26 protein-coding genes are annotated in these 24,859 nt (G+C 62.5%); 14 read left to right on the forward strand and 12 right to left on the reverse strand.

From position 1 onward, the window contains the following. Nucleotides 1-57: 57 nt before the first annotated feature. Nucleotides 58-618: a hypothetical protein gene (locus tag HX851_RS27960; protein WP_177066288.1), complete on the forward strand. Its 561-nt coding sequence runs from the start codon at nt 58-60 to the stop codon at nt 616-618. Nucleotides 619-744: 126 nt separating this feature from the next. Here HX851_RS27960 and HX851_RS27965 read toward each other — a convergent pair whose 3' ends face one another. After that, nucleotides 745-1,659, reverse strand: coding sequence for an AraC family transcriptional regulator (locus HX851_RS27965; protein WP_177062695.1), 915 nt, complete (start codon nt 1,657-1,659; stop codon nt 745-747). Nucleotides 1,660-1,763: 104 nt separating this feature from the next. Here HX851_RS27965 and HX851_RS27970 point away from each other — a divergent pair, with 104 nt between their 5' ends. Genes HX851_RS27970 through HX851_RS27990 form a run of 5 tightly spaced genes read left to right on the forward strand, consistent with a single transcriptional unit; the run spans nt 1,764 to nt 6,212 of the window. Beyond that, nucleotides 1,764-2,324 carry a carboxymuconolactone decarboxylase family protein gene (locus HX851_RS27970; RefSeq protein ID WP_177062694.1) on the forward strand — a complete coding sequence of 187 codons (561 nt, stop codon included), beginning with the start codon at nt 1,764-1,766 and terminating at the stop codon, nt 2,322-2,324. 49 nt (nt 2,325-2,373) lie between these two features. Further along, the gene (locus HX851_RS27975) at nt 2,374-3,444 is read left to right on the forward strand and encodes an acyl-CoA dehydrogenase family protein (protein WP_177066290.1); all 1,071 of its coding nucleotides are present in this window, start codon (nt 2,374-2,376) and stop codon (nt 3,442-3,444) included. After that, entirely contained in the window at nt 3,441-4,283 is an 843-nt protein-coding gene (locus HX851_RS27980) for an ABC transporter ATP-binding protein (RefSeq protein WP_177062692.1), read from the forward strand. The genes HX851_RS27975 and HX851_RS27980 overlap by 4 nt, the downstream gene beginning before the upstream one ends. Further along, nucleotides 4,249-5,448 carry an ABC transporter substrate-binding protein gene (locus HX851_RS27985; protein ID WP_177062690.1) on the forward strand — a complete coding sequence of 400 codons (1,200 nt, stop codon included), beginning with the start codon at nt 4,249-4,251 and terminating at the stop codon, nt 5,446-5,448. Before HX851_RS27980 ends, HX851_RS27985 begins: the two co-directional genes overlap by 35 nt. After that, nucleotides 5,448-6,212, forward strand: coding sequence for an ABC transporter permease (locus tag HX851_RS27990; protein ID WP_177066292.1), 765 nt, complete (start codon nt 5,448-5,450; stop codon nt 6,210-6,212). The genes HX851_RS27985 and HX851_RS27990 overlap by 1 nt, the downstream gene beginning before the upstream one ends. Before the next feature lie 37 nt (nt 6,213-6,249). Here the strand turns inward: HX851_RS27990 and HX851_RS27995 are convergent, their stop codons facing one another. The 3 genes from HX851_RS27995 to HX851_RS28005 all read right to left on the reverse strand — a co-directional run bounded on the left by HX851_RS27995 (nt 6,250) and on the right by HX851_RS28005 (nt 8,590). Next, nucleotides 6,250-6,483 carry a hypothetical protein gene (locus HX851_RS27995; RefSeq protein WP_177062686.1) on the reverse strand — a complete coding sequence of 78 codons (234 nt, stop codon included), beginning with the start codon at nt 6,481-6,483 and terminating at the stop codon, nt 6,250-6,252. 114 nt (nt 6,484-6,597) lie between these two features. Further along, nucleotides 6,598-7,893, reverse strand: coding sequence for an ATP-binding protein (locus HX851_RS28000; RefSeq protein ID WP_256262563.1), 1,296 nt, complete (start codon nt 7,891-7,893; stop codon nt 6,598-6,600). Further along, nucleotides 7,886-8,590, reverse strand: a complete 705-nt coding sequence (locus HX851_RS28005) for a response regulator (protein WP_177062684.1) — start codon at nt 8,588-8,590, stop codon at nt 7,886-7,888. Before HX851_RS28005 ends, HX851_RS28000 begins: the two co-directional genes overlap by 8 nt. 197 nt (nt 8,591-8,787) lie before the next feature. Here HX851_RS28005 and HX851_RS28010 point away from each other — a divergent pair, with 197 nt between their 5' ends. Together HX851_RS28010 and HX851_RS28015 are read left to right on the forward strand one after the other, a co-directional pair. Next, nucleotides 8,788-10,536, forward strand: a complete 1,749-nt coding sequence (locus HX851_RS28010; RefSeq protein WP_177062683.1) for an ABC transporter permease — start codon at nt 8,788-8,790, stop codon at nt 10,534-10,536. A 14-nt stretch (nt 10,537-10,550) separates the two neighbouring features. Next, a complete protein-coding gene (locus HX851_RS28015) occupies nt 10,551-11,873 on the forward strand; it encodes an ABC transporter ATP-binding protein (RefSeq protein WP_177066294.1) in 1,323 nt (440 codons plus the stop codon). 142 nt (nt 11,874-12,015) lie between these two features. On the opposite strand, the gene HX851_RS28020 is transcribed toward HX851_RS28015, so the two are convergent. Beyond that, complete coding sequence (locus tag HX851_RS28020; protein ID WP_177062681.1) at nt 12,016-12,594, reverse strand: DUF4337 domain-containing protein; 579 nt, start codon at nt 12,592-12,594, stop codon at nt 12,016-12,018. A 208-nt stretch (nt 12,595-12,802) separates the two neighbouring features. Here HX851_RS28020 and HX851_RS28025 point away from each other — a divergent pair, with 208 nt between their 5' ends. Continuing rightward, a complete protein-coding gene (locus tag HX851_RS28025) occupies nt 12,803-13,087 on the forward strand; it encodes a hypothetical protein (RefSeq protein WP_177066296.1) in 285 nt (94 codons plus the stop codon). Nucleotides 13,088-13,090: 3 nt separating this feature from the next. Here HX851_RS28025 and HX851_RS28030 read toward each other — a convergent pair whose 3' ends face one another. Continuing rightward, entirely contained in the window at nt 13,091-13,714 is a 624-nt protein-coding gene (locus HX851_RS28030; protein ID WP_177066298.1) for a trimeric intracellular cation channel family protein, read from the reverse strand. 129 nt (nt 13,715-13,843) lie between these two features. Between HX851_RS28030 and HX851_RS28035 the strand changes: the two genes are divergently transcribed. After that, nucleotides 13,844-14,362, forward strand: a complete 519-nt coding sequence (locus HX851_RS28035) for a GNAT family N-acetyltransferase (RefSeq protein WP_177066300.1) — start codon at nt 13,844-13,846, stop codon at nt 14,360-14,362. Nucleotides 14,363-14,405: 43 nt separating this feature from the next. Here the strand turns inward: HX851_RS28035 and HX851_RS28040 are convergent, their stop codons facing one another. The 3 genes from HX851_RS28040 to HX851_RS28050 are packed head-to-tail and all read right to left on the reverse strand — an operon-like array spanning nt 14,406 to nt 17,542. Further along, nucleotides 14,406-15,104: a YoaK family protein gene (locus HX851_RS28040; RefSeq protein ID WP_370590472.1), complete on the reverse strand. Its 699-nt coding sequence runs from the start codon at nt 15,102-15,104 to the stop codon at nt 14,406-14,408. Nucleotides 15,105-15,127: 23 nt separating this feature from the next. Further along, complete coding sequence (locus HX851_RS28045; RefSeq protein WP_177061789.1) at nt 15,128-16,969, reverse strand: DAHL domain-containing sensor histidine kinase; 1,842 nt, start codon at nt 16,967-16,969, stop codon at nt 15,128-15,130. Between the two features lie 30 nt (nt 16,970-16,999). Then, entirely contained in the window at nt 17,000-17,542 is a 543-nt protein-coding gene (locus HX851_RS28050) for a DoxX family protein (RefSeq protein WP_177061791.1), read from the reverse strand. Between the two features lie 205 nt (nt 17,543-17,747). Between HX851_RS28050 and HX851_RS28055 the strand changes: the two genes are divergently transcribed. Next, a complete protein-coding gene (locus tag HX851_RS28055) occupies nt 17,748-17,963 on the forward strand; it encodes a DUF2790 domain-containing protein (protein WP_177061793.1) in 216 nt (71 codons plus the stop codon). Between the two features lie 84 nt (nt 17,964-18,047). On the opposite strand, the gene curA is transcribed toward HX851_RS28055, so the two are convergent. Further along, nucleotides 18,048-19,076 carry an NADPH-dependent curcumin/dihydrocurcumin reductase gene (curA, locus tag HX851_RS28060; protein ID WP_177066304.1) on the reverse strand — a complete coding sequence of 343 codons (1,029 nt, stop codon included), beginning with the start codon at nt 19,074-19,076 and terminating at the stop codon, nt 18,048-18,050. A gap of 102 nt (nt 19,077-19,178) precedes the next feature. Here curA and HX851_RS28065 point away from each other — a divergent pair, with 102 nt between their 5' ends. Next, nucleotides 19,179-20,060, forward strand: coding sequence for a LysR family transcriptional regulator (locus HX851_RS28065; protein ID WP_177061797.1), 882 nt, complete (start codon nt 19,179-19,181; stop codon nt 20,058-20,060). A gap of 93 nt (nt 20,061-20,153) precedes the next feature. Here HX851_RS28065 and HX851_RS28070 read toward each other — a convergent pair whose 3' ends face one another. Further along, nucleotides 20,154-21,506, reverse strand: a complete 1,353-nt coding sequence (locus HX851_RS28070; protein WP_256262543.1) for an OprD family outer membrane porin — start codon at nt 21,504-21,506, stop codon at nt 20,154-20,156. Nucleotides 21,507-21,782: 276 nt separating this feature from the next. Between HX851_RS28070 and HX851_RS28075 the strand changes: the two genes are divergently transcribed. Continuing rightward, nucleotides 21,783-22,532: a 3-oxoacyl-ACP reductase family protein gene (locus HX851_RS28075; RefSeq protein ID WP_177066312.1), complete on the forward strand. Its 750-nt coding sequence runs from the start codon at nt 21,783-21,785 to the stop codon at nt 22,530-22,532. Between the two features lie 95 nt (nt 22,533-22,627). Then, nucleotides 22,628-23,206, forward strand: coding sequence for a TetR/AcrR family transcriptional regulator (locus HX851_RS28080; RefSeq protein WP_177066306.1), 579 nt, complete (start codon nt 22,628-22,630; stop codon nt 23,204-23,206). A 22-nt stretch (nt 23,207-23,228) separates the two neighbouring features. Here the strand turns inward: HX851_RS28080 and HX851_RS28085 are convergent, their stop codons facing one another. Continuing rightward, the gene (locus HX851_RS28085; protein ID WP_177066308.1) at nt 23,229-24,605 is read right to left on the reverse strand and encodes a nucleobase:cation symporter-2 family protein; all 1,377 of its coding nucleotides are present in this window, start codon (nt 24,603-24,605) and stop codon (nt 23,229-23,231) included. Nucleotides 24,606-24,859: the final 254 nt, after the last annotated feature.

Genomic DNA, 24,859 nt, shown 5'->3' on the forward strand with positions numbered 1-24,859 from the left:
GATCACGATGTGAGTATTTTTTTTATTTTAACGTTTAATGGTTGATTGGGTATTGTGATGGATGATAGCCGCTATCAAAAATGGATGATGCCACTGATTTATGTTCAGGGGTTTGATATGTGGTTCTATGAGATATTGAACGGCTTGGCACGCATGGACGCAAAGCTCGTTGCTGAAGACCACTGGATGACGAGTTTTCCCGAAGGGGTATCAAGAGGTGATAGTGATCGTGAAAAAGATCATTATACCTATAGTTATTTATGGGTGTTGGGGGGCTATGAACTGATAAGAACAATCTGGCAGCAATTGAATGAGGGAAAGCATCCGCATGCCAAGACGTTCAGAAAGCTTGTGGAGGATTTTGAGAAAGTTAGAATGCCATTGGCCAAGCTTGAGAGTCCAAGGAAACTCAAGGGGAACCTACCGATTGCAAGAGTCGCGATTGCTCGTCCTGAAGGTGTGTGCTGGATCTTGAGTAATAAACTTGTGGTAAGCAGGATAGAACTGTCTGATCTGCTTATTAAGGCGCTAAATAAAATCGGCGAAGTAAGAAACATAAAGCAGGTTCGTAGAAAAAACATTTTTGATGAAATTGATACTGGGCAGTCGGAGCACTGAGCATCTTGAGGCCAAGCCGCGTTATTGTTGTTCCAGTCTGCTGGAAAAAAATTGCTCGTAGGGTAGGGCGTCAGCGGTCGTCAGTTGATACCTTGGCCAGAAAGTTTCAGCTGGTTATACCGACCTCTAGCCTCGTCCTTCATGCTGCCTGCGATAAGCCCCCGGTTGCACCCCGACCGCCTTGGCAAAGGCTCGGGTAAACGCCGCGATCGACTGATAACCCACCGCCGCGCAGACCTGCTCCACGGTGTTGTTGGCCTTGAGCAACTGGCAGGCATGGCGGATGCGCAAGGCCAGCAACACCTGGCCCGGCGACTGTCGGGCCAGTTCGTTGAAGCGCTTGAAAAACGCCGAGCGCGACATCCCGGTACAGGCCGCCATGCTTTCCAGCGACCAGTTTTCCCCGGGACGCTCGATCAACTGCTCCAGCAGCGGTGCAAACCCCGGGTGCCGGGTCAGCGCCACCAATCCGCCGAGGTCCTGGTTGCCCGCCACCTGCTGGCGCAAGACATACAGGAACAGCAGATGGCTCAAGCGCTCCAGCAACGCCGAGGAGGGTGCCGGTTGCCGCTGGCACTCGTCCAGGATCAATTCGAACAGGGCCCGCGCCGCCGCCGAGGAGGGATCGCCCGCGCGCAGGACGATCCAGTCCGGCAGCCCGTCGATGATCAGCGACGACAGCCCCGAGCGAAAATGGAAAAAGCCACAGACCAGGCCCACGCCGTCCTGGGCTTCGCCATCCAGCGCGGTCATCGCCATGCGTGGCAGAGCCCTGGCTTGGGTGCTGTCCTCGGCGCTCGAGAGCCGGTAATCCAGGTCGCGCAGCAGAAATACCGCATCCCCGGCGTCCAGGCGCATGCCGGCTTGCGCTCCATCAATATGCAGCCAGCAATGTCCCTGCACGATGAGGTGGAAGCTGGCCCGGGCCAGGCCGTGGGTGCTGGCGTGCCAGCCACCGCAGTAGCGCCCGACATGAAACAGGCTGGTGTCGAGCTCAAGGCTCTCTAATAACCAATCAACCAGTGGGCTGGACGAAATCATCTAATGGAAACACTCAGGAGCAAGTAATCGCTACTTTAGAATATGGATCGGAATTCTTATAACCAACAGACTTGCCGGACATCTCATCAACTGGAGTCCATGCCATGTCGCGCGTCACTTTACACACTCTGCAAAGCGCTCCTGAAGCGGCCAGGCCTTTTCTGGAGAGCGCACAGAAAAATTCCGGGTTTATCCCGAACCTGCTCGGCGTGCTCGCCAACGCACCGGCAGCCCTGGAAACCTACGTTACGGTATCGGGGCTCAACGGCAAAGCCGAGCTGAGCCTGGCCGAGCGCGAAGTGGTGCAATTGATTGCCGCCACCACCCACGGTTGCGATTTTTGCGTCGCCGGACACACCGCAGTGGCGGTAAACAAGGCCAAGCTGCCAGACGACGTGGTCAGTGCCTTGCGCGGGCAAAGCGAATTGCCCGAGGCGAAACTTGAGGTATTGGCTAGTTTTACCCGGGAAGTCATCGCCACCCGTGGCAATGTCAGCGACGCGACCTTCAGCGCTTTCACGGCCGCCGGCTACACCGAGGGCAATGCCCTGGAAGTGATTCTCGGCGTCAGCCTGGCGACCCTGTGCAACTTTGCCAATGTCTTCGCCCGCACGCCGCTCAATCCGGAGCTGGCCAAGTATCGCTGGCACGCGGCGGGTCAATGATTCAACGGCGCCGGTAATCACCTGGCGCCGCGTTCGAGGAGAGAACCACATGCTTGATCCGGCATTGATCCGATGGCTGGACGAACACGCCCAGGCCCTGGACCTGGGGCAATGCGACCCGCAGTCGGTGCTGTCGCGGCTGGCAGAGGCGCGGGTGCTGCGCGTCGGTGTTGACGAAGCCTTGGGTGGCAGCGGCGGCGATGTCGCCGATGCGGTGGAGACGCTCGCCGCGGTGGCCAGCCATTCCCTGGCGGCGGCCTTTGTCTTCTGGGGGCAGCGGGCCTTTATCGAATACCTGCTGCAAAGCCCCAATCGCGCCCTGCGTGAGCGCCTGCTGCCCGCGTTGCTCAGTGGCGAACTGGCCGGGGCGACCGGGTTGTCGAACGCGATGAAGTTCCTCTCGGGTATCGAGTCGCTGCAGGTGCGTGCACGCTCCCAGGCCGATGGCTGGCAACTCGACGGTCGCCTGCATTGGGTGACCAACCTGCGCAAGAGCGGGTTTGTCGTGGCCGCGGCGATCGAGCGCGAGGAGGGTGGGGTGCCCTTTGTACTGGCGATTCCAGATGGACTGGAGGGCGTCAGGCGCTCTGCCGACCTGCAACTGATGGGCCTGCAATCGAGCAATACCGCGGCCATCGACCTGCAACAGGTCAGCGTGAGCAGCGACTGGTTGCTGCACGAAGATGCCAAGCGTTTTCTGCCGGCGGTACGCCCGGCGTTTCTCGGTCTGCAATGCGGCATGGCGATCGGCCTGAGCCGGCGCGCCCTGAGTGAGGTCGCCGGCCATCTGCAGGACGGCCGCTCGATTCTGCGCGAGCCCCTGCTGGAGCAACGCCATGTGCTGGAGCAGGCCGTGGAAGCGCTGAAGAACGGTTTGCTCGATGGCCGTTTCCTCACCCGCCCCGCCGACCTGTTCCAGATCCGCATCACCCTCGCCGAGTCCGCCGCCCAGGCGGTCCAACTGGAATTGCAGGCCAGCGGCGGCAAGGCCTACCTGAGCGAGCACGGCAGCGGTTTTGCCCGGCGTTGGCGCGAGTCGGCGTTCGTGCCGATCGTCACCCCGAGCCTGGTGCAACTGCGTGCCGAACTGCAACGCCAGGCACGGGAAGCGGTGGCATGAGCGCGCCCTTGCTGCAGGTCCGGCAGGTCAGCCTCGGTTATCCCCGCGAGCAGGGGTGGCACACGGTGCTGGAAGGCTTCGATCTCGACCTGAAACCGGGGGAAGTGGTGTCGATCCTCGGTCCCAGCGGCGTCGGCAAGTCGAGCCTGCTGCGGGTCCTGGCAGGCTTGCAGGCGCCCCATGGCGGCCAGGTGAGCCTGCTCGGAGAACCCTTGGACGGCCCGCATCCGCGGGTGGCGGTGGCCTTCCAGGACCCGAGCCTGCTGCCCTGGCTGAGCCTGGAAAAGAACGTTGCCTTCGGCCTGGACTTCGCCCGGCAACCGCAGTTGAGCCTGGAACAGCGCCATGCGCGGATCAGCCATGCGATTGCCTCGGTCGGCCTGCTGCACGCCCGTGACCAGTACCCGGCACAACTCTCTGGCGGCATGGCACAGCGTACGGCCCTGGCCCGTTGCCTGGCACGTCACCCGCAGGTGTTGCTGCTGGACGAACCTTTCGGTGCGCTGGACGAAGTCACCCGCGCCGACATGCAGCAACTGCTGCTGCGGGTGATTGCCGAACACCGCACGGCAGCGGTGCTGATCACCCATGACATTGATGAAGCCCTGCTGCTCTCCGAGCGCATCCTGCTACTGGGTAACAGCCCGGCGCGGACGCTTGGCGAATGGCGCATCGACCTGCCGCAGCCACGTGCCGAGCTGGTGGATGAACTGGGCGCACTGCGTATCGATATTCTCAAAACCCTTCGGCGGGCGAGCCGCAACCCTCTCAATTCACCGCAGCCCGAACCGTCGGAGATGGATCATGTGCCTGGACGACTTCACCCACACACGTCGTGACTTCCTCAAACTCAGCGCCCTGCTGACCGCTGGCGGGGCCTTGCCGCTGCTCAACAGCCTGCAGGCCCGCGCGGCCTCGGAGCCCGACGCACCGGTGCGCATCGGCTACCTGCCGATCACCGACGCCACGCCCTTGCTGGTGGCCCATAACAACGGCCTGTTCGAGGCCGAAGGGATCAAGGCCGAGCGCCCGGTGCTGCTGCGCAGTTGGGCGCAGGTGATCGAGGCGTTCATTTCCGGCCAGGTCAACGTGATCCACCTGCTGTCGCCGATGACCGTCTGGGCCCGTTACGGCAGCAAGGTTCCGGCCAAGGTGGTGGCCTGGAACCATGTCGGCGGCTCGGGTCTGACCGTGGCCCCGGGGATCACCGAGGTCAAGCAATTGGGCGGGCAGTCGGTGGCGATTCCGTTCTGGTACTCGATCCACAACGTGGTGGTGCAGCAACTGTTCCGCGACCATGGCCTGCAGCCGGTGAGCAAGCCCGCCAACGGTGTGCTGGCGGCCAACGAGGTCAACCTGGTGGTGCTGCCACCGTCGGACATGCCGCCGGCCCTGGCCAGCAAGCGGATTGCCGGCTACATCGTCGCGGAGCCGTTCAATGCCCTGGCCGAGGAACTCAAGGTCGGTCGGGTCCAGCGCTTTACCGGCGATATCTGGCGCAACCATGCCTGCTGCGTGGTGTTCATGCACGAGCAGGACTTGAACAACCGTCCAGAGTGGTCGCAGAAGGTGGTCAACGCCATCGTCAAGGCGCAGCTCTGGACTCGCGACAATCGCGCCGAGGCCGCCAAGCTGCTGTCCAGGGACGGTGCCAACCGCTACACACCGCATACGCCGCAAGTGCTCGGTCGAGTGCTGGCGCCGAGTGCCGCCGAGCGCGATGCCTACCTCGCCAGCGGCGCGATCCAGCATGGCAACTGGGATGAGCAGCGCATCGACTTTCAGCCTTACCCGTTTCCCAGCTACACCGAGGAACTGGTGCGGCGCCTGAAGGACACGCTGATCGAAGGCGATAAGGGCTTCCTCGCCAACCTCGATCCGCGGCAGACCGCCCGCGACCTGGTGGACGACCGTTTTGTGCGCAACAGCATCGCCGCCGTGGGCGGGCTCAAGGCGTTCGGTCTGCCCGATAGCTTCGAGCGCAGCGAGGAGTTCAGTCTCTGATGGGCAAGCCGTCTTCAGCGTTGTGGAACGGGGTACTGGGTATCGCCGGGTTGTTGAGCCTGCTGCTGGCCTGGTGGCTCGGCGTGCACCTGTTCGGCAGCGCGGACGGGCTGGCGGCGCGGTTTTCGCCCGAGGCAACCCTGGCCAGCCTGGTCGAACTGCTCGGGAGCGCCGAGCTGTACGAGCATGTGCTGGTCAGCCTCAAGCGGATCCTCGTCGGCTTGTTGCTGGCGTTGCTGATCGGTGTGCCGCTGGGCCTGCTGATCGGCAGTTATCGCCACCTGGAAGCCGCGACCACGCCGGCCTTCCAGTTCCTGCGGATGATTTCGCCGCTGTCGTGGATGCCTGTGGTGGTGATGCTGATGGGCGTGGGCGACCAGCCGATCTATTTCCTGCTGGCCTTCGCGGCGGTCTGGCCGATCCTGCTCAATACCGTGGCCGGGGTGCGCCAGCTCGACCCGCGCTGGTTGCAACTGAGCCGCAGCCTCAGCGCCACCCGTTGGGAAACCCTGCGCAAGGTGATCCTGCCGGGCGTGCTGGGGCATGTGCTGACCGGCGTGCGCCTGTCCATCGGCATTCTCTGGATCGTGCTGGTGCCGTGCGAAATGCTTGGGGTCAGCGCAGGGCTGGGCTACTTCATTCTCGACACCCGCGACCGCCTGGCCTATTCGGAACTGATGGCGATGGTGTTGCTGATCGGCGTGCTGGGCTTTGCCCTCGATGCCCTGGCGCGCGGCCTGCATCGGCGCTGGGCACATGCCTGAGTGTTATACCTTGCAAGCGCTCAAGGGGGGCTGTCGATCAGATAACCCGCCCCGGAGCGCGGCGGCCGAAAGTTCTCTTGAACGACAGCGCGATCAGCGTGCCGTTTTTTCCCGGCAGCAGCAGGTCGGGAGTCGGAGTGCGGGCGTTGTGTCGTACCGGCACGGGGCGATCGACTTCGGTGCCCACGGGTTGGCCCTTGGCACTCAGGGCCACGGTGCTGAGGCCGGCAATGATCAATGGAAACAACAGTCGTTGTCTGAAAGTGGCCATGGTGCACACTCCTGCCTGGGTTGAAGGAGAGCCTCCATGCCCTGTCGATAGAAGCAGGGTAGCGACGGCCAGCCGGCATCGCTGTAACGGGCTGTAACGCGGCTTGCTATCGTCTCAGGCAGGCCTGAGCGGCAGGATCAGGCTGAAGCGTGCGCCACCCAATGGACCACGGGACACCGACAGCTCGCCACGATGCCAGTGTGCCGCCCGTTGCGCCAGCGCCAGCCCAAGGCCGAACCCGCCCGGCTGTTCGAGACCGGTCGACAGCCGCACAAAGGGCTCGAAGATTTTCTCCCGGTCCTCGGCGAGGATGCCTGGGCCATCATCGTCGACATGCAGGATCAGCTGGTTCTCACCCTGGCGCAGGACACTGATGCGCACATGGGAGCGGGCATAGGCCACGGCATTGCCGAGCAGGTTGCGCACGATCAGGTGCAGCAGGGCGCTGTCGCCAATCAGTTCGAGTTCCGGTGGATCGGTTTCCAGTTCCAGGCGGTGCTGGTTGCCGTCGAGCAGGGCGAATTCGTTCTGCAGCCAGCTCTGGATCACGATCGGTTCATTGTTCAAGTTGGCCGGTGCACCGGCCAGCTTGGCAAAGGTCAGGCTGGCGCGGACCAGCGACTCCAGTTCTTCGATATCGATCTGCAAGCGTTCCTGCAGACGCTTGCGGGTGGCTTCGTCTTCGCTGCGGGTCAACAGCACCAGGGCGAAGCGCAGCCGTGCCAGCGGTGTGCGCAATTCGTGGGACACCGCCTGGGACACTTCCTTGTGCCGCTCGCTCATGGCGGCGATATCCTGGGCATGCTGCTGCAGGGTCAGCAGTAACGGTCGCCATTCCTTGCCGACCGGGGGCAGGGTGACGGTGGGCGTGCGAACCATGCCCGCGAGACAGGCGGTGAGGGCGGTCATGTCGCGCTGGTGCTGGCGTCGGCGCCGCCAACCCACGCCCAGGAACACCATGACCGGCGCACCCGCGGCGCAGGCGGTAAACCAGTAGATCGGTGTGATGAAAAAATCATCGAGCGAAGCGCTGACCCACATGGGGCCGAACTGGATCAGCGTCTCGTCGTCCAGCGGGTAATAGGCGATCTCTTCATCAACATCCTGCACGGCTTCGTGGTGTTCGAGCATGGTGTCCGCCTCCGGCGGCACGTCGATGCTGTCGCGCTCCACCAGCTTCACCGGGTACTGGAAGTGCTGGCGCAGGGCATCGAGCCTGACCTCGCGCTGTTTGGCCGACAACGGCTTGAGCTGCTGCGCGATCAGATAGCCGGGACCGGTCATCAGGCGCCGGAAACTGGCCTCGCTGACCGCCACCGAAGCGCCGGCCGACAGCCACAGCAGGTACAGGGTCAACGCGGTCCATGACACGCCGAGGACGACGGCCATCCAACGCCGGAGTTCAAACATGGCTCGATCCGGTATGACTCGGCTCGATCTCGACGAACAGGTAGCCCTGGGCGGGAACGGTCTGGATGGTCACCGGACAGGCCAGGCCGGCCAGCTTCTTGCGCAGCCGCGACACGCGCATGTCGATCGACCGGTTCAGTCCGTCGTACTCGAGGCCACGCAGTTGCTGAAGGAGCTTTTCCCGGGTCAGCGGCACGCCCGGCTGGCGCGAGAAGATATCCAGCAGTTCGAACTCGCTGGCGGAAAACGACAAGGCGGTTTCGTTGAGCCAGGCCCGACGGTTTTTCGTATCCAGTTTGAATGCACCGAACTCATAGCCCATCGGTGGTGCCTGGCGATGGCGTCGCAGCAGGGCGCGAATGCGGGCCAGCAGCAACAGCGGGTCGATCGGCTTGACCACATAGTCGTCGGCGCCGACATCGAAGCCGACCAACTGCTCGGTGTTTTCATCCAGCGCGGTCATCATCAGGATCAGCCCCGGGTACTCGGCGCGGATTTCCCGGCAGAGGCTGAAACCGTCGAGGCCGGGAAGCATGACGTCGAGGATAAGCAGCGCCGGCTGCTCCTCACGGATACGTCGGGCGGCCTGGTCGCCGCGGTGCTCGATGGACACGTCAAAGCCCTCGGAGCGCAGGAACTCCGCCGTGAGCTGAGCCAGGGGGCGATCGTCTTCGATCAGCAGCAGCGTATCTGACATGGTGGGCAAGGTCGTCGGGTGTCGGGAAGCAGGCGCGGCTCGAAGGGCTGAGCACGGTGGGAAATGTAACACAGTGATGACAACGTCATATCGTTCAGCCGCGGTTGGGGTGGGCTGTGCAATTCTGCCCCGAAAATGACATGAATTTCATGTGGCTGGTCTAGTCTCCCTTCGGAACATTGCTGGAATCACTGACTATGAACAAGGTATTTCGTCACTACATTCCAGCCAGCACCCGACGCCTGCTGCCTAATCGTTGGGACCTGATGGCCATGCCACTGGTGGTCGGCTTCCTGCTGTTCCTGTCGATCGGCGCGCGGGAAACCTGGGCGCCGATTTCCACCTTGCAGAGCCAGGTGATCTCCCTCGATCCGGCCAACCTGCCGGAATACGCGATCCGCACCACCCTGCGCATGCTCGCGGCCATGGTCGCGGCGCTGGTTTTCACCTTTATCTACGGGACCCTGGCCGCCAAGAGCCGGCGCGCGGAAAAGCTCCTGGTGCCGGTGCTCGACATCCTGCAATCGGTGCCGGTGCTGGGCTACATCTCCTTTACCGTTACCTTCTTCCTCCTGTTGTTCCCCGGGCGCGTGCTGGGGGCGGAGTGTGCGGCGATCTTCGCGATCTTCACCAGCCAGGCCTGGAACATGACGTTCAGCTTCTACCAGTCGCTGCGCATGCTGCCCCGCGACCTGCAAGAGGTGTCCAGCAGCCTGCAACTGTCCGGCTGGCAGAAGTTCTGGAAGCTCGATGTACCCTTCGCCATCCCCGGATTGGTATGGAACATGATGATGAGCATGTCCGGCGGCTGGTTCTTCGTGGTTGCCTCGGAAGCCATCACCGTCGGCGACAAGACCATCACGCTGCCGGGGATCGGTTCGTACCTGGCGCTGGCCATCGACCAGCGCGACCTCTCGGCGGTGGGCTACGTGATCCTGGCGATGATCGTGGTGATCCTGATCTACGACCAGTTCCTGTTCCGGCCGCTGGTGGCCTGGGCGGACAAGTTCCGCATGGAGGACACCTCGTCCCAGGGCGGCGCGCCCGAATCCTGGGTGTTGCGGCTGATCCAGCGGACACGGGTGATCCAGCGCCTGATTCGCCCGGTGGTGCGTGCCGTCACCCGGCTCGGGCATTTGCGCCTGAGCCTGAACCTGCCCCGCAGCCATGCTGGGGCCGAGTCGGCCAACCCGACGGCCTCGCGGGTGATCGACTGGGTCTGGGGCGCCTGTATCGGCGCGCTGACGCTCTATGCGCTGTACCACATCGTGCTGTATGTCAGCAGCGAAGTGACCCTCGGCGATGTCGGCCATGTACTTGGCCTGGGCCTGATCACGCTGCTGCGGGTGGTGCTGCTGATCGCCGTTGCCTCGCTGATCTGGGTGCCGCTGGGGGTGATGATCGGCCTGCGTCCGCACCTGGCGGAGAAGATCCAGCCGCTGGCGCAGTTTCTCGCCGCGTTTCCGGCGAACCTGCTGTTCCCGGTGTTTGTCATCGTGATCCTGCACTTCCAGCTGAACCCGGACATCTGGCTCAGCCCGTTGATCGTGCTGGGCACCCAGTGGTACATCCTGTTCAACGTGATCGCCGGGGCCAGCGCCTTTCCCAATGACTTTCGCGAAGCCGCGGCGAACTTCCATATCCGTGGCTGGCAGTGGTGGCGCAAGGTCATGCTGCCGGGCATTTTCCCCTACTACGTGACCGGCGCGATCACCGCCTCCGGTGGCGCCTGGAACGCCAGCATCGTTTCCGAGTTCGTCTCCTGGGGCCAGGACAAGGTGGTCGCCCATGGCCTGGGCGCGTATATCGCCCAGACCACCGCGGCCGGCGACTTCCCGAAAATCACTCTCGGGGTGGTGGTCATGTCGTTGTTCGTCGTGCTGTTCAATCGTCTGGTCTGGCGGCCGATGTACGCCATTGCCGAAAACAAACTCCGTATGAATTAACCTGGGTCGGTCTCATGAATAGTCATACCGAATACACCAGCGCTGCCCGCGAAATCTACTCGCTGAGCAACGTGAACAAGGGCTTTGGCAAGGGCAAGGACGAGCGACAAGTGCTCAGCGAGGTTGACCTGAGTCTGCATGAAGGCGAAATCGTCGGTCTGCTGGGCCGCTCCGGCTCGGGCAAGTCGACGCTGCTGCGGATCATTGCCGGCCTGATCCAGCCGACCTCCGGCGAGGTGCTCTACAACGGCACGCCCCTGACCGGGCCGGCGAAGGGCGTGGCCATGGTGTTCCAGACCTTCGCCCTGTTCCCCTGGCTGACGGTGCTGGAAAACGTCGAGGCGGGCTTGCAGGCGTTGCAGGTCGAGCCCAAGGAAGCACGCAAGCGGGCCCTGGCGGCCATCGATCTGATCGGGCTCGACGGTTTTGAAAACGCCTACCCGCGTGAATTGTCCGGTGGCATGCGCCAGCGCGTGGGCTTTGCTCGCGGGCTGGTGGTCAACCCGACGCTGTTGCTGATGGACGAACCGTTTTCCGCCCTCGATGTGCTCACTGCGGAAAACCTGCGCACCGACCTGCTGGAACTGTGGAGCGGGGCGCAACTGCCGATCAAGTCGATCCTGATCGTCACCCACAACATCGAGGAAGCGGTGCTGATGTGCGACCGCATCATGGTGCTGTCCTCCAACCCCGGGCGGGTCGTGGCGCAGATCAAGGTGCCCTTTGCCCATCCTCGCAATCGCCTGGACCCGATCTTTCGCAAGATGGTCGATGATATCTATGCGCTGATGACCGACCGACGCAGTGCCGACGCCCGTACCGGCAAGGCCGAATTGCAACTGGGCAGTCGCTTGCAGGAAGTGCCGACCAACCTGATGGCCGGCCTGATCGAGGCGCTGGCGGCCGAGCCCTACCACGGCCGGGCAGGCTTGCCGAACGTGGCGGAGCGGTTGTTGCTGGAGGTCGACGACCTGTTCCCGGTGGCCGAGATGCTGGAGCACCTGGGCTTTGCCGAACTGCGCGGCGCCGATATCTCCCTGACCGAGGCGGGCAAGCTGTTTGCCGAGTACGGCACCCAGGAACGCAAGGTGATGTTCGCCGACCATCTGTTGCGCCAGGTGCCGTTGGCGGCGCGTATCCGCCAGGTCCTGCAGGAGCGCCGCGGGCACTGGGCACCACGGGTGCGTTTCGAACAGGAACTGGAAGACTCCCTCAGCGAAGACTTCGTCGAGCAGACCCTGGAAAGCGTGATCAGTTGGGGTCGCTATGCCGAAATCTTCTCCTACAACGACAGCACCGAGACCTTCAGCCTGGATGACGTGGAAGGCGAGAGCTGATACCCGTACGCCGTGAAACCTGTAGGAGCTGACTTGTGTGGGAGGGGGCTTGCCCCCGAAGAGGGCCTTGAGCCTTGCGGCGCCTGTCCGGACGCCATCGCCGGCAAGCCGGCTCCTACAGATCGGTGTTTCAGCGCAACCCTCAGATATGCAGCCAGGCCAGCGAGCCGAGCACCACGCTCGCTGCCGCTGCTGTATAGGACAGGCGCTTGAGCCATTCGCGGCGGGTCAGCAAGGTGATGGCCGCCATGGAAATGGCGATCTGGATGGCGGTCATCGCCTGGGCCCAGCGGTGATGCTGATGCAAGGCTTCTTCGGACTTGGCATCCCATTCCCGGCTCTGGGCTTCCAGGCCCTCGGCTTTCTGGCGGACCGCTTCCTTTTCCTTCTTGTAACGCTCGGCTTCGGCGTTGTAGTGCGCGGCGTCCAGCCCGGGGATGTGGCTGGCCATTTCCGAGAGGTTCTGGCGGCTGGACTTGGCCTGGTAGTAGTTCCACTGGTTGGCGGCTTCGGTCTTGATGATCGCGGCGTTGTTCTTGTCCATCGCCGCTTCGCTTTCGGTGGAGCCCGCCTGGTAGCTGAGCATGGCGCCGATGGTCGCCATGATCGCGGTCATCACCGCGATCCGGCTGGCAAAACCGTCGCCGCGGGCGTGAGCGTGTTCGGTGGTGTGCTCAACGTGTTTTTCGTGAGGGCTGGGGACTTCGAAGGCTTCGCTCATAAACGCAGGTCTTTGGGTGAGAAGGGCGGGGCGCGCAGTTTAAGGCCAGTGTCGACAGAAGGCTCTAGTTCAAAGATGAAGATTCAAATACACGGTTATCCGGCAACGATTCGCAGTGATGACGGACATGCGTTCGACAGCCTTGAAGTGCTACATTGGCCGCCGCGCAAGCAGTGCCTGTTGCGCTTGACCTCGGCAGGAAGCTGGAATGCCCCACACGTCTGACCATAACGCTGCCGAACCTGAACAGGGTCGGAACTGGTTTGCCTTCCTGGTCACGTTCATTATGTGCACGGCGGTCTTCCTGGGGGTGTATTTCGTTCGTCTCAACCTGGAAGTGGACCGCGAGCGCGAAGCCCTGGCCGAACGGTTGGTGCGCTGCCGCGAACAGCGCCTCAATACCCCTTCCAACCCGCAGCTCCGGGCGACATTGCAGGAAAACTGCAGCAGCATCGAGGCCGAATTCCTCACCCGCTTCGGCTATGCGCGGTGATGTTCAGCCGATGACTTTCGGCAACTGCCAACCGCCGCTGAGCGACAGCAGGCGCAGGGCCACGCAGGCAGCGCCGGCCAGCAGGGCGGCCACCACCGGTGGCACCCCCAGGCGCCGGGTGATGATCAGCACGGCGGCGCCGGTAAAGGCCGAAGTCGCATACAGGTCGGCTTGCAGCACCAGCGGAATTCGCGCCAGGACAATATCGCGCACGACCCCGCCGCCGACCCCGGTAATGGTGCCCATCAGCATCGCCACAAAGGGCGAGATGCCGAAATTCAAGGCTTTCTGTGCACCGGCCACGGCGAACAGCGCCAGGCCGGCGGTGTCCAGCAGGATGAGCAGCGATGTCGACAGGTTGAACACCTGCGCATGGAAGACGAACGCCAACAGGCCCATGGCAAAGGCCAGCGCCGGGTAGCGCCAGTCGCGCACCGCATTGGGCGGTGTGGCGCCGATCAGCAGGTCGCGGGTGACGCCACCGCCGAGGGCGACGATAAAGGCGATCACCATTACCCCGAGCAGGTCCAGGCCACTGCGCATGGCGCTGACCGCGCCTTCGATGGCGAACACGGCGGTACCGACCAGGTCCGCGACCAACACCACATGCTCGACTCGGGTTTTCATGAAGGCGGGGTTTCCGTCAGGGACCGTGCTGGACGATACGACAACAGTAGACCCTGCGAGCCGTGTTGCCGATGAAACCCGGCGTGATTTTGCTATCGTTGGCCCTTTGTTGCCGAACCCGAGAGTCCGATGCCTGCCGTCCGCCCCGCACGTCCCGATGATATTTCCGCCCTGGCAGCAGTCGAGCGTTCCGCCGCGTCGATCTTCCGCGAGATCGGACTGGCCTGGGTCGCCGAGGGTGAGCCGTTGCCGGGTGATTACCTGGAGCAGTTATGCCGGCATCACACCCTGTGGGTCGCGGTGGATGGGGCCGACCAGCCGGTGGGCTTCCTGGCGGCGGAGACGATGGACCGATCGTTCTTTATCGTCGAACTGTCCGTCCATGCCGCGCACCAGAAACGCGGCCTCGGCGCGCAACTGATGGCGGCGGCAATTGCTTGTGCGAAGGCCGAGCAGTTCGCGACCGTCAGCCTGACCACCTATCGGCACCTGCGCTGGAACGCGCCGTTCTATGCCCAGCTGGGGTTTGTCGAGGTCGAGGCGGGCAGTCTTGGAGAAGAGCATGTCGCGCAGTTGCAGCATGAAGTTGCGGTGGGGCATGAGGCGGCGTTGCGGTGTGTGATGGTCAGGTGTTTGAAAGTAGAGTGATAGTCGGCAGGGTAAGGTTGGTGTTTCATCGGCTTGCCCGGCCTCACCGAGGCATAAAATCCTTCTGCCAGCGATGGGGGATTTTCAGCGCCAGCAGCCCCAGCACCGTGGCGATTGCCGCGCTCACCACCAAGGCCTGGACACCCAGCTGGCGTTCCAGCACGGCGCCGCATACCGCGCCCAGCAGCATGCCGCTCCACGGCACCAACTGCACCCGCCAGCCATCGCGTTTTTCGCCGAGCAGTCGACGCCCCAGGCCGCGGCCGAAGCGTGATAGCGCGCCGGTGACGTAGGTCAGGCCGATGGGCAGGCCGTTGACCTGTTCCACCGCGGCATTGAGCATGCCCATGGCGATGATCGCGGTCAGCAACGCCGGTACCCGGGTCTGGAAGGGCATGGCCGCCGCCACGCACAGCAAGGTGGCGATGCACAGCAGCAACGGTAGCGAGCGTCGGCCGCCGATACGCCCGGCCACCACCCCCAGCACATTGCCGGCGATAAAGGCGGCCACCGCCGCCACCAGGCGCAGCACCATGGACAGGTCGCCCTCGCTGATTGCCACCGCCAGGCGCGTGGTGTTGCCGCTCATGAAGGACACGAAGTCACCAGTGGCCATGAAGCCGATGGCGTCGGTCATGCCCGCGAGGAAGGACAGGCTGGCCACCAGGGCCAGGCCGACCCGGCCACGCAGGCGGCGCAGGTGCAGGCGATTACCGGAAAGGGTCGGTGATGAGGGCAGCATCCGCATGACTCCTGGCGGGTGGTTCAGGCGTTGGATGAAGAGGTTGCATCCACGGCGGGATGTTCCTCCTTGCGGTACAGGGTGAGGGGAATCTCCAGGGTGAACAAGGCCCCTTTTCCCGGTCCGTCGCTATGGGCGTACAGGCGACCGTTCATCTCGACCGCCGCCAGGGCGCAGCTGTGCAGGCCGAAGCCGTGGCCGTCCTTGCGCGTGGTGAAGCCGTGATTGAAGATCCGCGAGATGTTTTCCGGCGCAATCCCCTCGCCATCGTCCTTCACGCTGATGCGCAGGGTCGTGCCGTCGACCACCCTGACGCCGAGGGTGATGTCGCGTTCACGGTTCGACAGGTCGGACACCGCATACTTGGCGTTGCTGATCAGGTTGATCAGGACCAGCAGCAGGCGGTGCTTGTCGCCCAGCAGGGTGGGCACGTCCTGGTAATCCTTGAGCACCGTGACCTGGTGTCGGGTCAGGGCGCCCGAGTTCATGCGCAGGGCATCTTCGAGCAGGTCGGTGATGTTCAGCGGTTCCAGCAGCCTGGCCGCCCCGGCATAGGACTGCTGGGTGGCGACGATTTCCTTGATGTGGTCGACGCTTTTGCTCAGTTGCGCCAGCTCCTCGACGATCTCTGTCTGCTCGGTGCCGATGGCCGTGACCAGTTGGCCCAGGTAGGCGGGCAACAGCTTGCCTTTTTCATCCTGGCTGATGAAGTGCCCCAGGTCGTCGGCATGCTCGCTCATCAGTTGCACGGCCTTGCCCAGTCCCTGCGCTTTGCTGGTGCGGACCTTGCGGCTGACCAGATCGGCGGAGATGTTTACGCTGTTGAGCACGTTGCCGACGTTGTGCAGGACGTTGGTGGCGATCTCCGCCATGCCGGCCATGCGTGCGGTGTCGAGCAACTCGCTCTGCGCCTCCCGGAGTTCGCGGGTGCGTTCTTCCACCCGCTGTTCGAGGCGCTCGTTGGCGGCCTGCAGGGCGCTGTTCATCTGGTTGATCAGCGCATGGCTACGCAGTTGGCGAATGATCAGGTAGAACACCAGCAGCGCCATACAAGCGGCGCAGAGGGTCAGGTAGATATAGTCCTGGTGGCTCTGCAGGTCCGCGCGGCGCTGGCTTTCATTGAGGTATTCATTGATGGCGTCCAGGTTGGCGGCAACCGGGATGAAACCGATGCGGTCAAGCAGGTCGTTGGCCAGGGGCTGTTCGCGCACGATGAGGTTGACCTGTTCGACGAGCTTGTCGAGCGATGGGGTCAGCGTCGCCGCCAGGGCACTTTTCGGGGTGGTCAGGTTGTCGATCTGGCGCTGAATCCGCTCGGCTTTTTCATTCGAGGCATGTTGCGCGTACTCCAGGGTGCTCAAGGTCAGTTTCGAGGCACTGTAGAGCACGGTCAGGGTGGCGACCGGGTGTTCGACGCTGAAGGGTTCCAGGTCTTTCTGGAGGGTTTCTTCGAGGGAGGACAGGGTTTCCAGGTCATCGCGCAAGGTGATGTTCTGCACCTGGAATTGCTCGATCTGCTTGTTCTTTTCCGCTGTGGCGTCCAGGTAGGCTTTTTTCCGCGCCTGCCAGATGGGCGAGCCGTCCAGTCTCGTGTTCAGCGCCACCAACTGTTCCCAGCGACGGCTCGACTCCGCGGTCGAACCGGCAAGCAGGTTGTAATTGTACTCGGCGCTGATTCGCGCCTTGAGCACCTTGGCATCGAGCTTGCCGTCCAGTTGCTTGAGCTGGCGCAGCAGGTCACGGGATTCGAAGTAGGTGGAGGTGTCCCGTGAGTAGACCTTGACCAGCAGGAACGCCAACAGGCTGACGAGAATGATGAACAGCGCCACCAGGGCACTGCTGCGGTACCTGTTCCATCGCGTCATGGTCTACATCCTTGCAGGAGTTGCCAGCAATTATCGCAGGTCCTCGGCCGTTCTGCCGGGACCTTTTGCCCAGCGCCGGAGAAAGTGGTCGACGGCGAAAGGCCCCGGTCCGCCGATGACCAGGGTGATCAGGGCGGCCATGTAGAGCAGATCGGTTTCATAACCCGGCTGGCCAAAGAGTGCGCCGTTCGGGCCGACTGATAACAACTTGATAGAACTGAAACCATAAGGCAAGTGCACGGCGAAAGTGGCTACCAGCAATGTGATGAGCATGGGGATACTTGCCAGTGTGACAAAGGCACCCAGTAATATCGCCAGTCCGCCGAATACTTCAATAACCACGGTCAGCCAGGAAAAAACAGCGGCGAAGGGAAAGTGCATGGCCTGGAGAATAACGGTGAAGGCTTCCGGCCCCCTGAACAGTTTGGCCAGGCCGTGGGCCATGAAGCCATAGCCGACGATCAGGCGCAGGGCAAGCGGAGCCCATTGGCCCAGGGGGCGGTGGTCGGGGAGGTGGGTGGCAAGCTGGATAAGGCGCTTGAGGGAACTCTTTGCGGGAGGGGCAGTGTTCATGAATATTTCGTCATCTTTTAGTTGGAATAAGTGACGAGATTTGGCGTGCGAATAATTAACAAATAGTTAAGTCATTTATAATGATTTATTTAGGTTTCTTCATGGTTCTCTTAATTTACGGATAATGCTCGGTTGTGACTCTGCCCTCAACGCCTTTTGCCAGACAGTTGTGTCGGCTGGTATTTTTCCTGTTGAGTGAGTTGCAATGAATATCTATGCGAAATGTTTGACCGTTACGGTTTTTCTTTTCAGTGCCCAGGCCTTTGCGCTGGACAAAAAGGATGTCGCCGAAGTGATCCGAGTGGACTCCGATCCCTATGCCTGCGGCATTGTCGACGCCAAGATGACCTACAAGACCCCGAGCGGGGAGATCAAGGAATACAACTACAAGACCTGGGGCAGTGGCTGTTCCGGAGATTGAGGCGTATGCAGCCGTAGGCATGAGGGCACGCGCCGGTTCATCAGATGAGACCGACGCGTGCGGGTTTGTCGTTATCGGGCGGGTTTAGAGATCACCCAGGCGCACGATCAGTTTGCCGAAGTTCTTGCCCTGCAATAGCCCGATAAAGGCCTGCGGTGCCTGGGCCAGGCCATCGACGATATCCTCGCGCCATTTCAGCTTGCCCTGGGCAATCCACTGCGCGGCCTCGTTCAGGAAATCAGCCTGCTGCCGATCGACAAATTCGTGCTGGATAAAACCGCGTACGGTGAGGCTCTTGGTGAGGATGTCACGCATTGTCGCGGGGAGGCGATCAACGCTGGCACTCGGCGACGCATCGTTGTAGTGAGCGATCACCCCGCAGACCGGAATGCGCGCAAAGTCGTTGAGCAGCGGTCTGACCGCATCCCAGACCGCTCCCGAAACATTCTCGAAGTAGACGTCGATGCCATTCGGGCAGGCTTCGGCCAGCTTCTCGGCGAAGTCCGGCGCCTGGTGGTCGACGACGGCATCGAAGCCCAGTTCATTTTTCACGAATGCACATTTCTGCGCGCCACCGGCGATACCCACGGCGCGCGCACCCTGGATACGAGCGAGTTGGCCGACCACGGAACCTACCGCGCCACTGGCTGCCGCGACCACCAGCGTTTCCCCGGGTTTTGGCTGGCCGATATTGCGCAAGCCGGCATAGGCGGTGAAACCGGGCATGCCGAGCACGCCGAGCGCTGTGGTGGGAGGGGCAATACCAGGGTCCAGAAGTCGCAAGCCCTGCCCATTCGACAAGGCGAAATGTTGCCAACCCGCATCGGCCAATACGAGGTCGCCTTCGCGCCATTGCGGGTGACGAGAATGTTTTATCCGGGCGATCGTTGCACCCACCATCACCTCACCGATGGCTATCGACTCGGCATAGGATTTGGCTGCGCTCATGCGTCCACGCATATACGGATCAAGGGACAGGTACAGGTTTTCGAGTAGCACCTGGCCCTCGCCCGGAGCAGGGATATCGGTGTACTCCAGGCGAAAGTCGGTCGGTTTCGGCAGCCCTTCGGGACGCGCGGCCAGCACGATGCGTGGGTTCTGGGTGTGGCTCATGGAGACTCTCCTGATGCATGGAAAAGCTTTCGAAGGATGATGGTAGTCATCATCAGGATATTCAAATAGGCTTATATCGAATCAATCAGAGTTGATCGAAACATGATATCCGACGCCTTCGACCCTTATCTGCTGCGTACCTTCGTCTCGGTTTGCCAGCATCGTAGCCTCAGTGGTGCCGCCAATCAGGCGGGTAGGGCGCAATCGGCCTTGAGTGCGCAGATCCGCAGGCTTGAGGAGCAGTTGGGGCAGCGACTCCTGCGCAGGACGGGGCGTGGGGTAGTGCCGACGACCGAGGGCGAACTGCTGCTCAGTTACGCGATCCGTATTCTCGCGCTGGGCGACACGGTGGCCGCACGGCTGAAAGAGCGAACCTTGATGGGCAATGTCCGTATCGGTCTTTCGGAGAATGTCGCGGTATCGACCTTGCCGGCGGCCCTGGGGCGGCTGCGGCGAACCTGTCCCCATGTGCACCTGGAAATCAGCGTGGAACACGGCGATGCGCTCGCCGAGCGTTGGCATGAAGGGGCGCTGGATGTGGCGATCGGTGTCAGCTCGGCGTTCACGGCTGATCCGCTGCGTTCATGGAATGTTGACCTGTACTGGGTCTGTGCGATCGATGACGACATCGATCCGCAGAAGCCCCTTGATGTGATCGTGTATGCCGAGCCTTGCTCATGGCGGCGCTTGATGTTCGATGCGCTGCTGCAGGCAGGACGCGATTTTCGCGTGGCGGTCACGAGTCCCAATATCGGGGTGATCACGGCAGCCGTGGAGAATGGCCTGGGCGTGGCCCTGTTGCCGGCCGAGAGTATCCGGCCCGAGACCATGCGGGTGGTTTCATTGGCGGGGGCGAGCAGTGGACCGGTATTGAGTGTCAACTATGGCCTGTTCGTGGTTCACCGACAAAACGACAGTATCCGTGCCGCGGTCTCGTTGCTCAGTGACAGCCTGCATTCGATGACCCGGCCGATATTTTCTTGAGTGGCAGGTAAACCCGCTGCAAGACTTGGGGCAGCGGGGGGTGGGGGGGCGATAACAAAACAGGGACGCCACGGGCGCCCCTGCCTGGTTTTCCTACCAGAGTGGAATCACATAGCTGACGTAGAAGCGGTTTTCATCCTGAATCGTCTGGCCGGTGATTTCCGGTGCCGCGTGGGCGTTCTGCCATTTCACGCCCAGGCCTTTCAGCTGGCCGGTTTGTACTTCGTACGCCAGGGAGATGTCACGTTCCCATTCGCTGGCATCACGGTTGGCCGGGGTACGGACCTGGTCGCCATGGGCGTAGGTCGCGGCGAACTTCAGGCCGTCGACACCCAGTTGGGCGAAGTCGTATTTGTACTGGGCCAGCCAGGTACGTTCACCCGCGTGCTGGAACTTGTTCAATTGCAGGTTGGTCAGCGCCGGGGTGTCTGCGCCCGAGCCAGGACCCTGGCGGTTGTCGCCGCTGTTCAGACCCGAATCCAGGTACGGGAAGTCGCTGTTGCCGCTGTTCTTCTGCGCGCCCAGGCCAATGGTGTGACCGGCCAGGGTGTAGCTTTCCAGCAGGCTGATGGTGGACTGGTTGATACGGCCCTTGGTCGAACCGTCGCCATAGAAGCCGGAAGCGGCGAACTGGCTGTCGCCATCGCTGTTGCCGCCGGTACCGATGCTGCGATAGGCACGGAAGTCGCTGTCGATGGCACCGACCGGCAGGGCGTCATGGCGCTTGGCGCCGAGGAAGGCCTGCTGGTAGTAGTCCTCGAGGTTCGAGTACCAGGCGCTCAGGGTGGTGCCCGGAAGACCGGTGTAGTCGGCGCCGCCGTAGAGGAAGCGATCGCTCTTCTTGGTGCCGCCGGCGGTGATCATGCCGGTGTCGCCGGTTTCGTTGCGGATCTTGGTCTGGGTGATATCACCGACGGTAAAGGTGAAGTTGTCCAGGTCCTTGGACACCAGTTGCGCGCCGGTGTTGGTCTGGCGGTACAGGCGGCCGTCGGTGTTGGCCAGCATCGGGTTGTTCTGGTACAGGGTGCCGATACGCAGTTCGTCCTTCAGGAAGCGCGCCTTGAAGGTAGGGCTGAGCACGCCGAACTGGTCGGCGGACTTGCCGTCATCCAGCGGGAACATGCTGCCGGGGTAGCGGCCCTGGTGATCCTTGTCGTTCAGGTCGCCGCCCGAGTCTAGCTTGAGGCCGTAGAACGCCTGCAGGTCCAGGCCCAGGCCGATGGTGCCTTCGGTGTAGCCGGACTTGAAGTCGAACTGGAAGCCCTGACCCCAGTCACGAATGCTATGGGCCTTGGCACTGCTGCCGCTGATGTCACGCCCCTCCTGGTTGAGGTAGCGGTTGAGCAGGGTCACGTCGGCGTGACTGTCATCGATGAAATCCGCGTGGGCAGACATCATGACGCTCGCCAGAGCGGCGCCCATCATAGGACTAAACAGCTTGTTCATTGGTTCGGATCCTGGTCACAGAATTGAAATAAGAGCAGCAAACTCTTGAAACAATTAAGGGGTGGCGATGTGACAGTTCTGAGTCAAAACGGGGCTGGAACGGATGAAATTAAATTTAAGAACAGAACTTTTTCGGGGCGTTTTTCGTCTGGGTGGGCAGTTTTTCATGATGTAATTTTGGATTATTTAATCAATTATTTTTCAGTTTTGTGTTCTCTTGGTATGGGTTAAGCTGCTATTTTGGATTTATTAATCCAGAATAGGTGATGCGTCATGATGTCCGAATTCAAGTCCCTGAAAAATAAAGTCGCCCTGGTGACAGGCGGTTCCCGTGGCATCGGCGCGGCGGTGGTGAAGCGCCTCGCGCGCGAGGGCGCGCTGGTCGCGTTCACCTACTCAGCGTCCACGCAAAAGGCCCGGGAAGTGGTGGTGGCGGTCGAGGCGGAGGGCGGCAAGGCATTGGCGATCCACGCCGACAGTGCCGATGCGCAAGCCATCGAACAGGCGGTGACCCAGACGGTGGAAGCCCTGGGTGGCCTGAATATCCTGGTCAATAACGCCGGGATTCTGCTGCTCGGCGGGCTCGGCGAGTTCAAGCTGGAGGACTTTGACCGGACGTTCGCCGTCAATGTCCGTGCCGCCTTTGTCGCCGCCCAGTGTGCCGCGCGGCACATGGTCGAGGGCGACCGGATCATCCTGATGGGCAGCGTGGTGGCCGAGCGTTCGGGGTTTCCCGGTTCCAGCGTGTATTCGATGAGCAAGTCGGCGCTGGTCGGACTGACCCGGGGCATTGCCCTGGACCTGGCGCCGCAGGGCATCACGGTCAACCTGGTGCAGCCAGGTCCCACGGCCACCGACATGAACCCGGCCGACGGTCCGCACCACGAGGCGGTACGCAACCTCGTGCCGCTCAAGCGCATGGGCAGCGGTGAGGAAATCGCCGACATGGTGGTCTATCTGGCGGGGCCTGGGGCGTCGTTTGTCACCGGCGCGAGCCTGACCGTCGATGGCGGCTACCTGGCCTGAAACGAGACGCCGCGTCGCAGGCGCCGTATCATGCACGGTTTATGGCAGCCGGCGGCACAGACCGCCGGAGCCTGCCTTGAACCACGAGAGCGAGCATGGCCAGAACCCGAGCATTCAATCGCGAACAGGCGCTGCAACAGGCGATCCGGGTCTTTTGCGACAAGGGTTTCAGCGCGGCGTCCACCGATGAGTTGATGCAGGCCATGCAGCTTGGCCGGCAGAGCGTGTACAACACCTTTGGCGACAAGCGCGCCTTGTACATGCACGCCATGCGGCAGTACACCGCCGACAGCGTCTGCGACCTGATCCTCAAGCTGGGCAAGGGCGCTTCACCCCTGGCCGGCCTGGAGCTGGCCTTGCTGGCGTTTGTCTCGCGGGTGCAGTCGCAGGAGACCGCCGGTTGCATGGGGGTCAATGCGGTCTGTGAGTTCGGCGTCGAGGATGCCGAAATCAACCAGTTGCGCGACACGGCTGCGCAGACGTTGATGGCGGCGTTCGAACGGACGTTGAACGAGGCCCGGGACGCGGGGGAGATCGACCGCGAGATCGATATCGCCGCCGCGGCCCGCTATCTGATGAGCAGCCTTGGCGGGCTGAAGCTCAGCGCCAAGGCCGGGGCCTCGATTCAGATCCTGCAGGAGACCGCAAGGTTTGCCCTGCGCAGTCTCAGATAAGCGCCCGAAGGCTCGTGGGGGCTTAGCTGGCTTTGGTTTCCGGCAGGAACCAGTTCAGCACCAGGGCGCAGATACCGCCGGTGGCTACACCCGATTCCAGCACATTGCGCAACGCCGCCGGCATGTGGGCGAGGAACTCCGGCACCTGGGAAACACCAAGGCCCAGCGCCAGGGACACGGCGATGATCAGCAGGGCGCGACGGTCCAGGGTAATGCTCGCCAGGATGTTGATGCCCGAGGCGGCGACGGCGCCGAACATGACCATGGCCGCGCCGCCCAGTACCGGCTCCGGCACGGCCTGGATCGCCCCGGCGACCGAAGGGAACAGGCCCAGCAGTACCAGCATCAGGGCGATCCACTTGCCGATATGCCGGCTGGCAATCCCGGTCAGCTGAATCACGCCGTTGTTCTGGGCGAAGATCGAGCTGGGGAAGGTGTTGAAGACCCCGGCCAGCAGCGAGTTGGCGCCGTTGACCAGCACGCCGCCCTTGATCCGCTGCATCCACAGCGGGCCTTCCACCGGTTGGCGCGACACCTTGCTGGTAGCGGTGACGTCGCCGATGGCTTCCAGGGAGGTGACCAGGTAGATCACCAGCATCGGAATGAACAGCGCCCAGGAAAAGCCCAGGCCGAAGTGCAGTGGTGTCGGCACCTGGAACAGCGGCGCTTCGTGCATGCCGGTGAAGTCCAGGCGTCCCAGGTAACCGGCCAGGGCATAGCCGGCGGCCAGGGCGATGACGATGGCGCAGCTGCGCATCCACACCAGCGCAATGCGGTTGAGCACGACGATGATCGCCAGCACCACGCCGGACAGCAGCAGGTTCTCGCCGTTGGCGAAGGTGCCGTTGCCCATGGCGCTGAAGCCGCCGCCCATGCTGATCAGGCCGACCTTGATCAGGGTCAGGCCGATCATCAGGACGACGATGCCGGTCACCAGCGGGGTGATCATGCGCTTGACGAAAGGCAGGATGCGCGAGATGCCCATCTCGACGAACGAACCGGCGATGACCACGCCGAAGATCGCCGCCATCACCGCTTCCACCGGCGTGCCTTGCTTGACCATCAGGGCGCCGCCGGCAATCAGCGGGCCGACGAAGTTGAAGCTGGTGCCCTGGACGATCAGCAGGCCGGCCCCGAACGGTCCGAAGCGTCGGCACTGGACGAAAGTGGCGATCCCGGAGATCACCAGCGACATCGAGACGATCAGGTTGGTGTCCCGCGCCGAGACGCCCAGGGCCTGGCAGATCAGCAGGCCGGGGGTGACGATCGGCACGATGATCGCCAGCAGATGCTGCAGCGCGGCCAGCAGGCTGATCAGCAGCCGGGGCCGGTCTTCCAGGCCGAGGATCAGTTCGTTGGCCTGGGGCGCGGCGGTGGGCGGAGTCTGGTGAGAGGTCATGGCGAGGCCCTGGAAAAATTAGGCGGCGATTCTACTGCAACACCCTTCAGTTGCGTGAAGCACAATCGGTAGGCGCCGACCTTGAGATCGCCATCGCCGGCAAGCCGGCTCCCACGGGTCGGTGTCTCGCCGCAAAATAGCGTCGCGCCTGAAACCTTGTGGGAGCTGGCTTGCCGGCGATGAACGATAACGCGGTGTGCCGGCAAGCCGGCTCCCACGGGTCGGTGTCTCGCCGCAAAATAGCGTCGCGCCTG

The organism is Pseudomonas gingeri (assembly GCF_013385635.1).
Lineage (GTDB): Bacteria > Pseudomonadota > Gammaproteobacteria > Pseudomonadales > Pseudomonadaceae > Aquipseudomonas > Aquipseudomonas gingeri_A.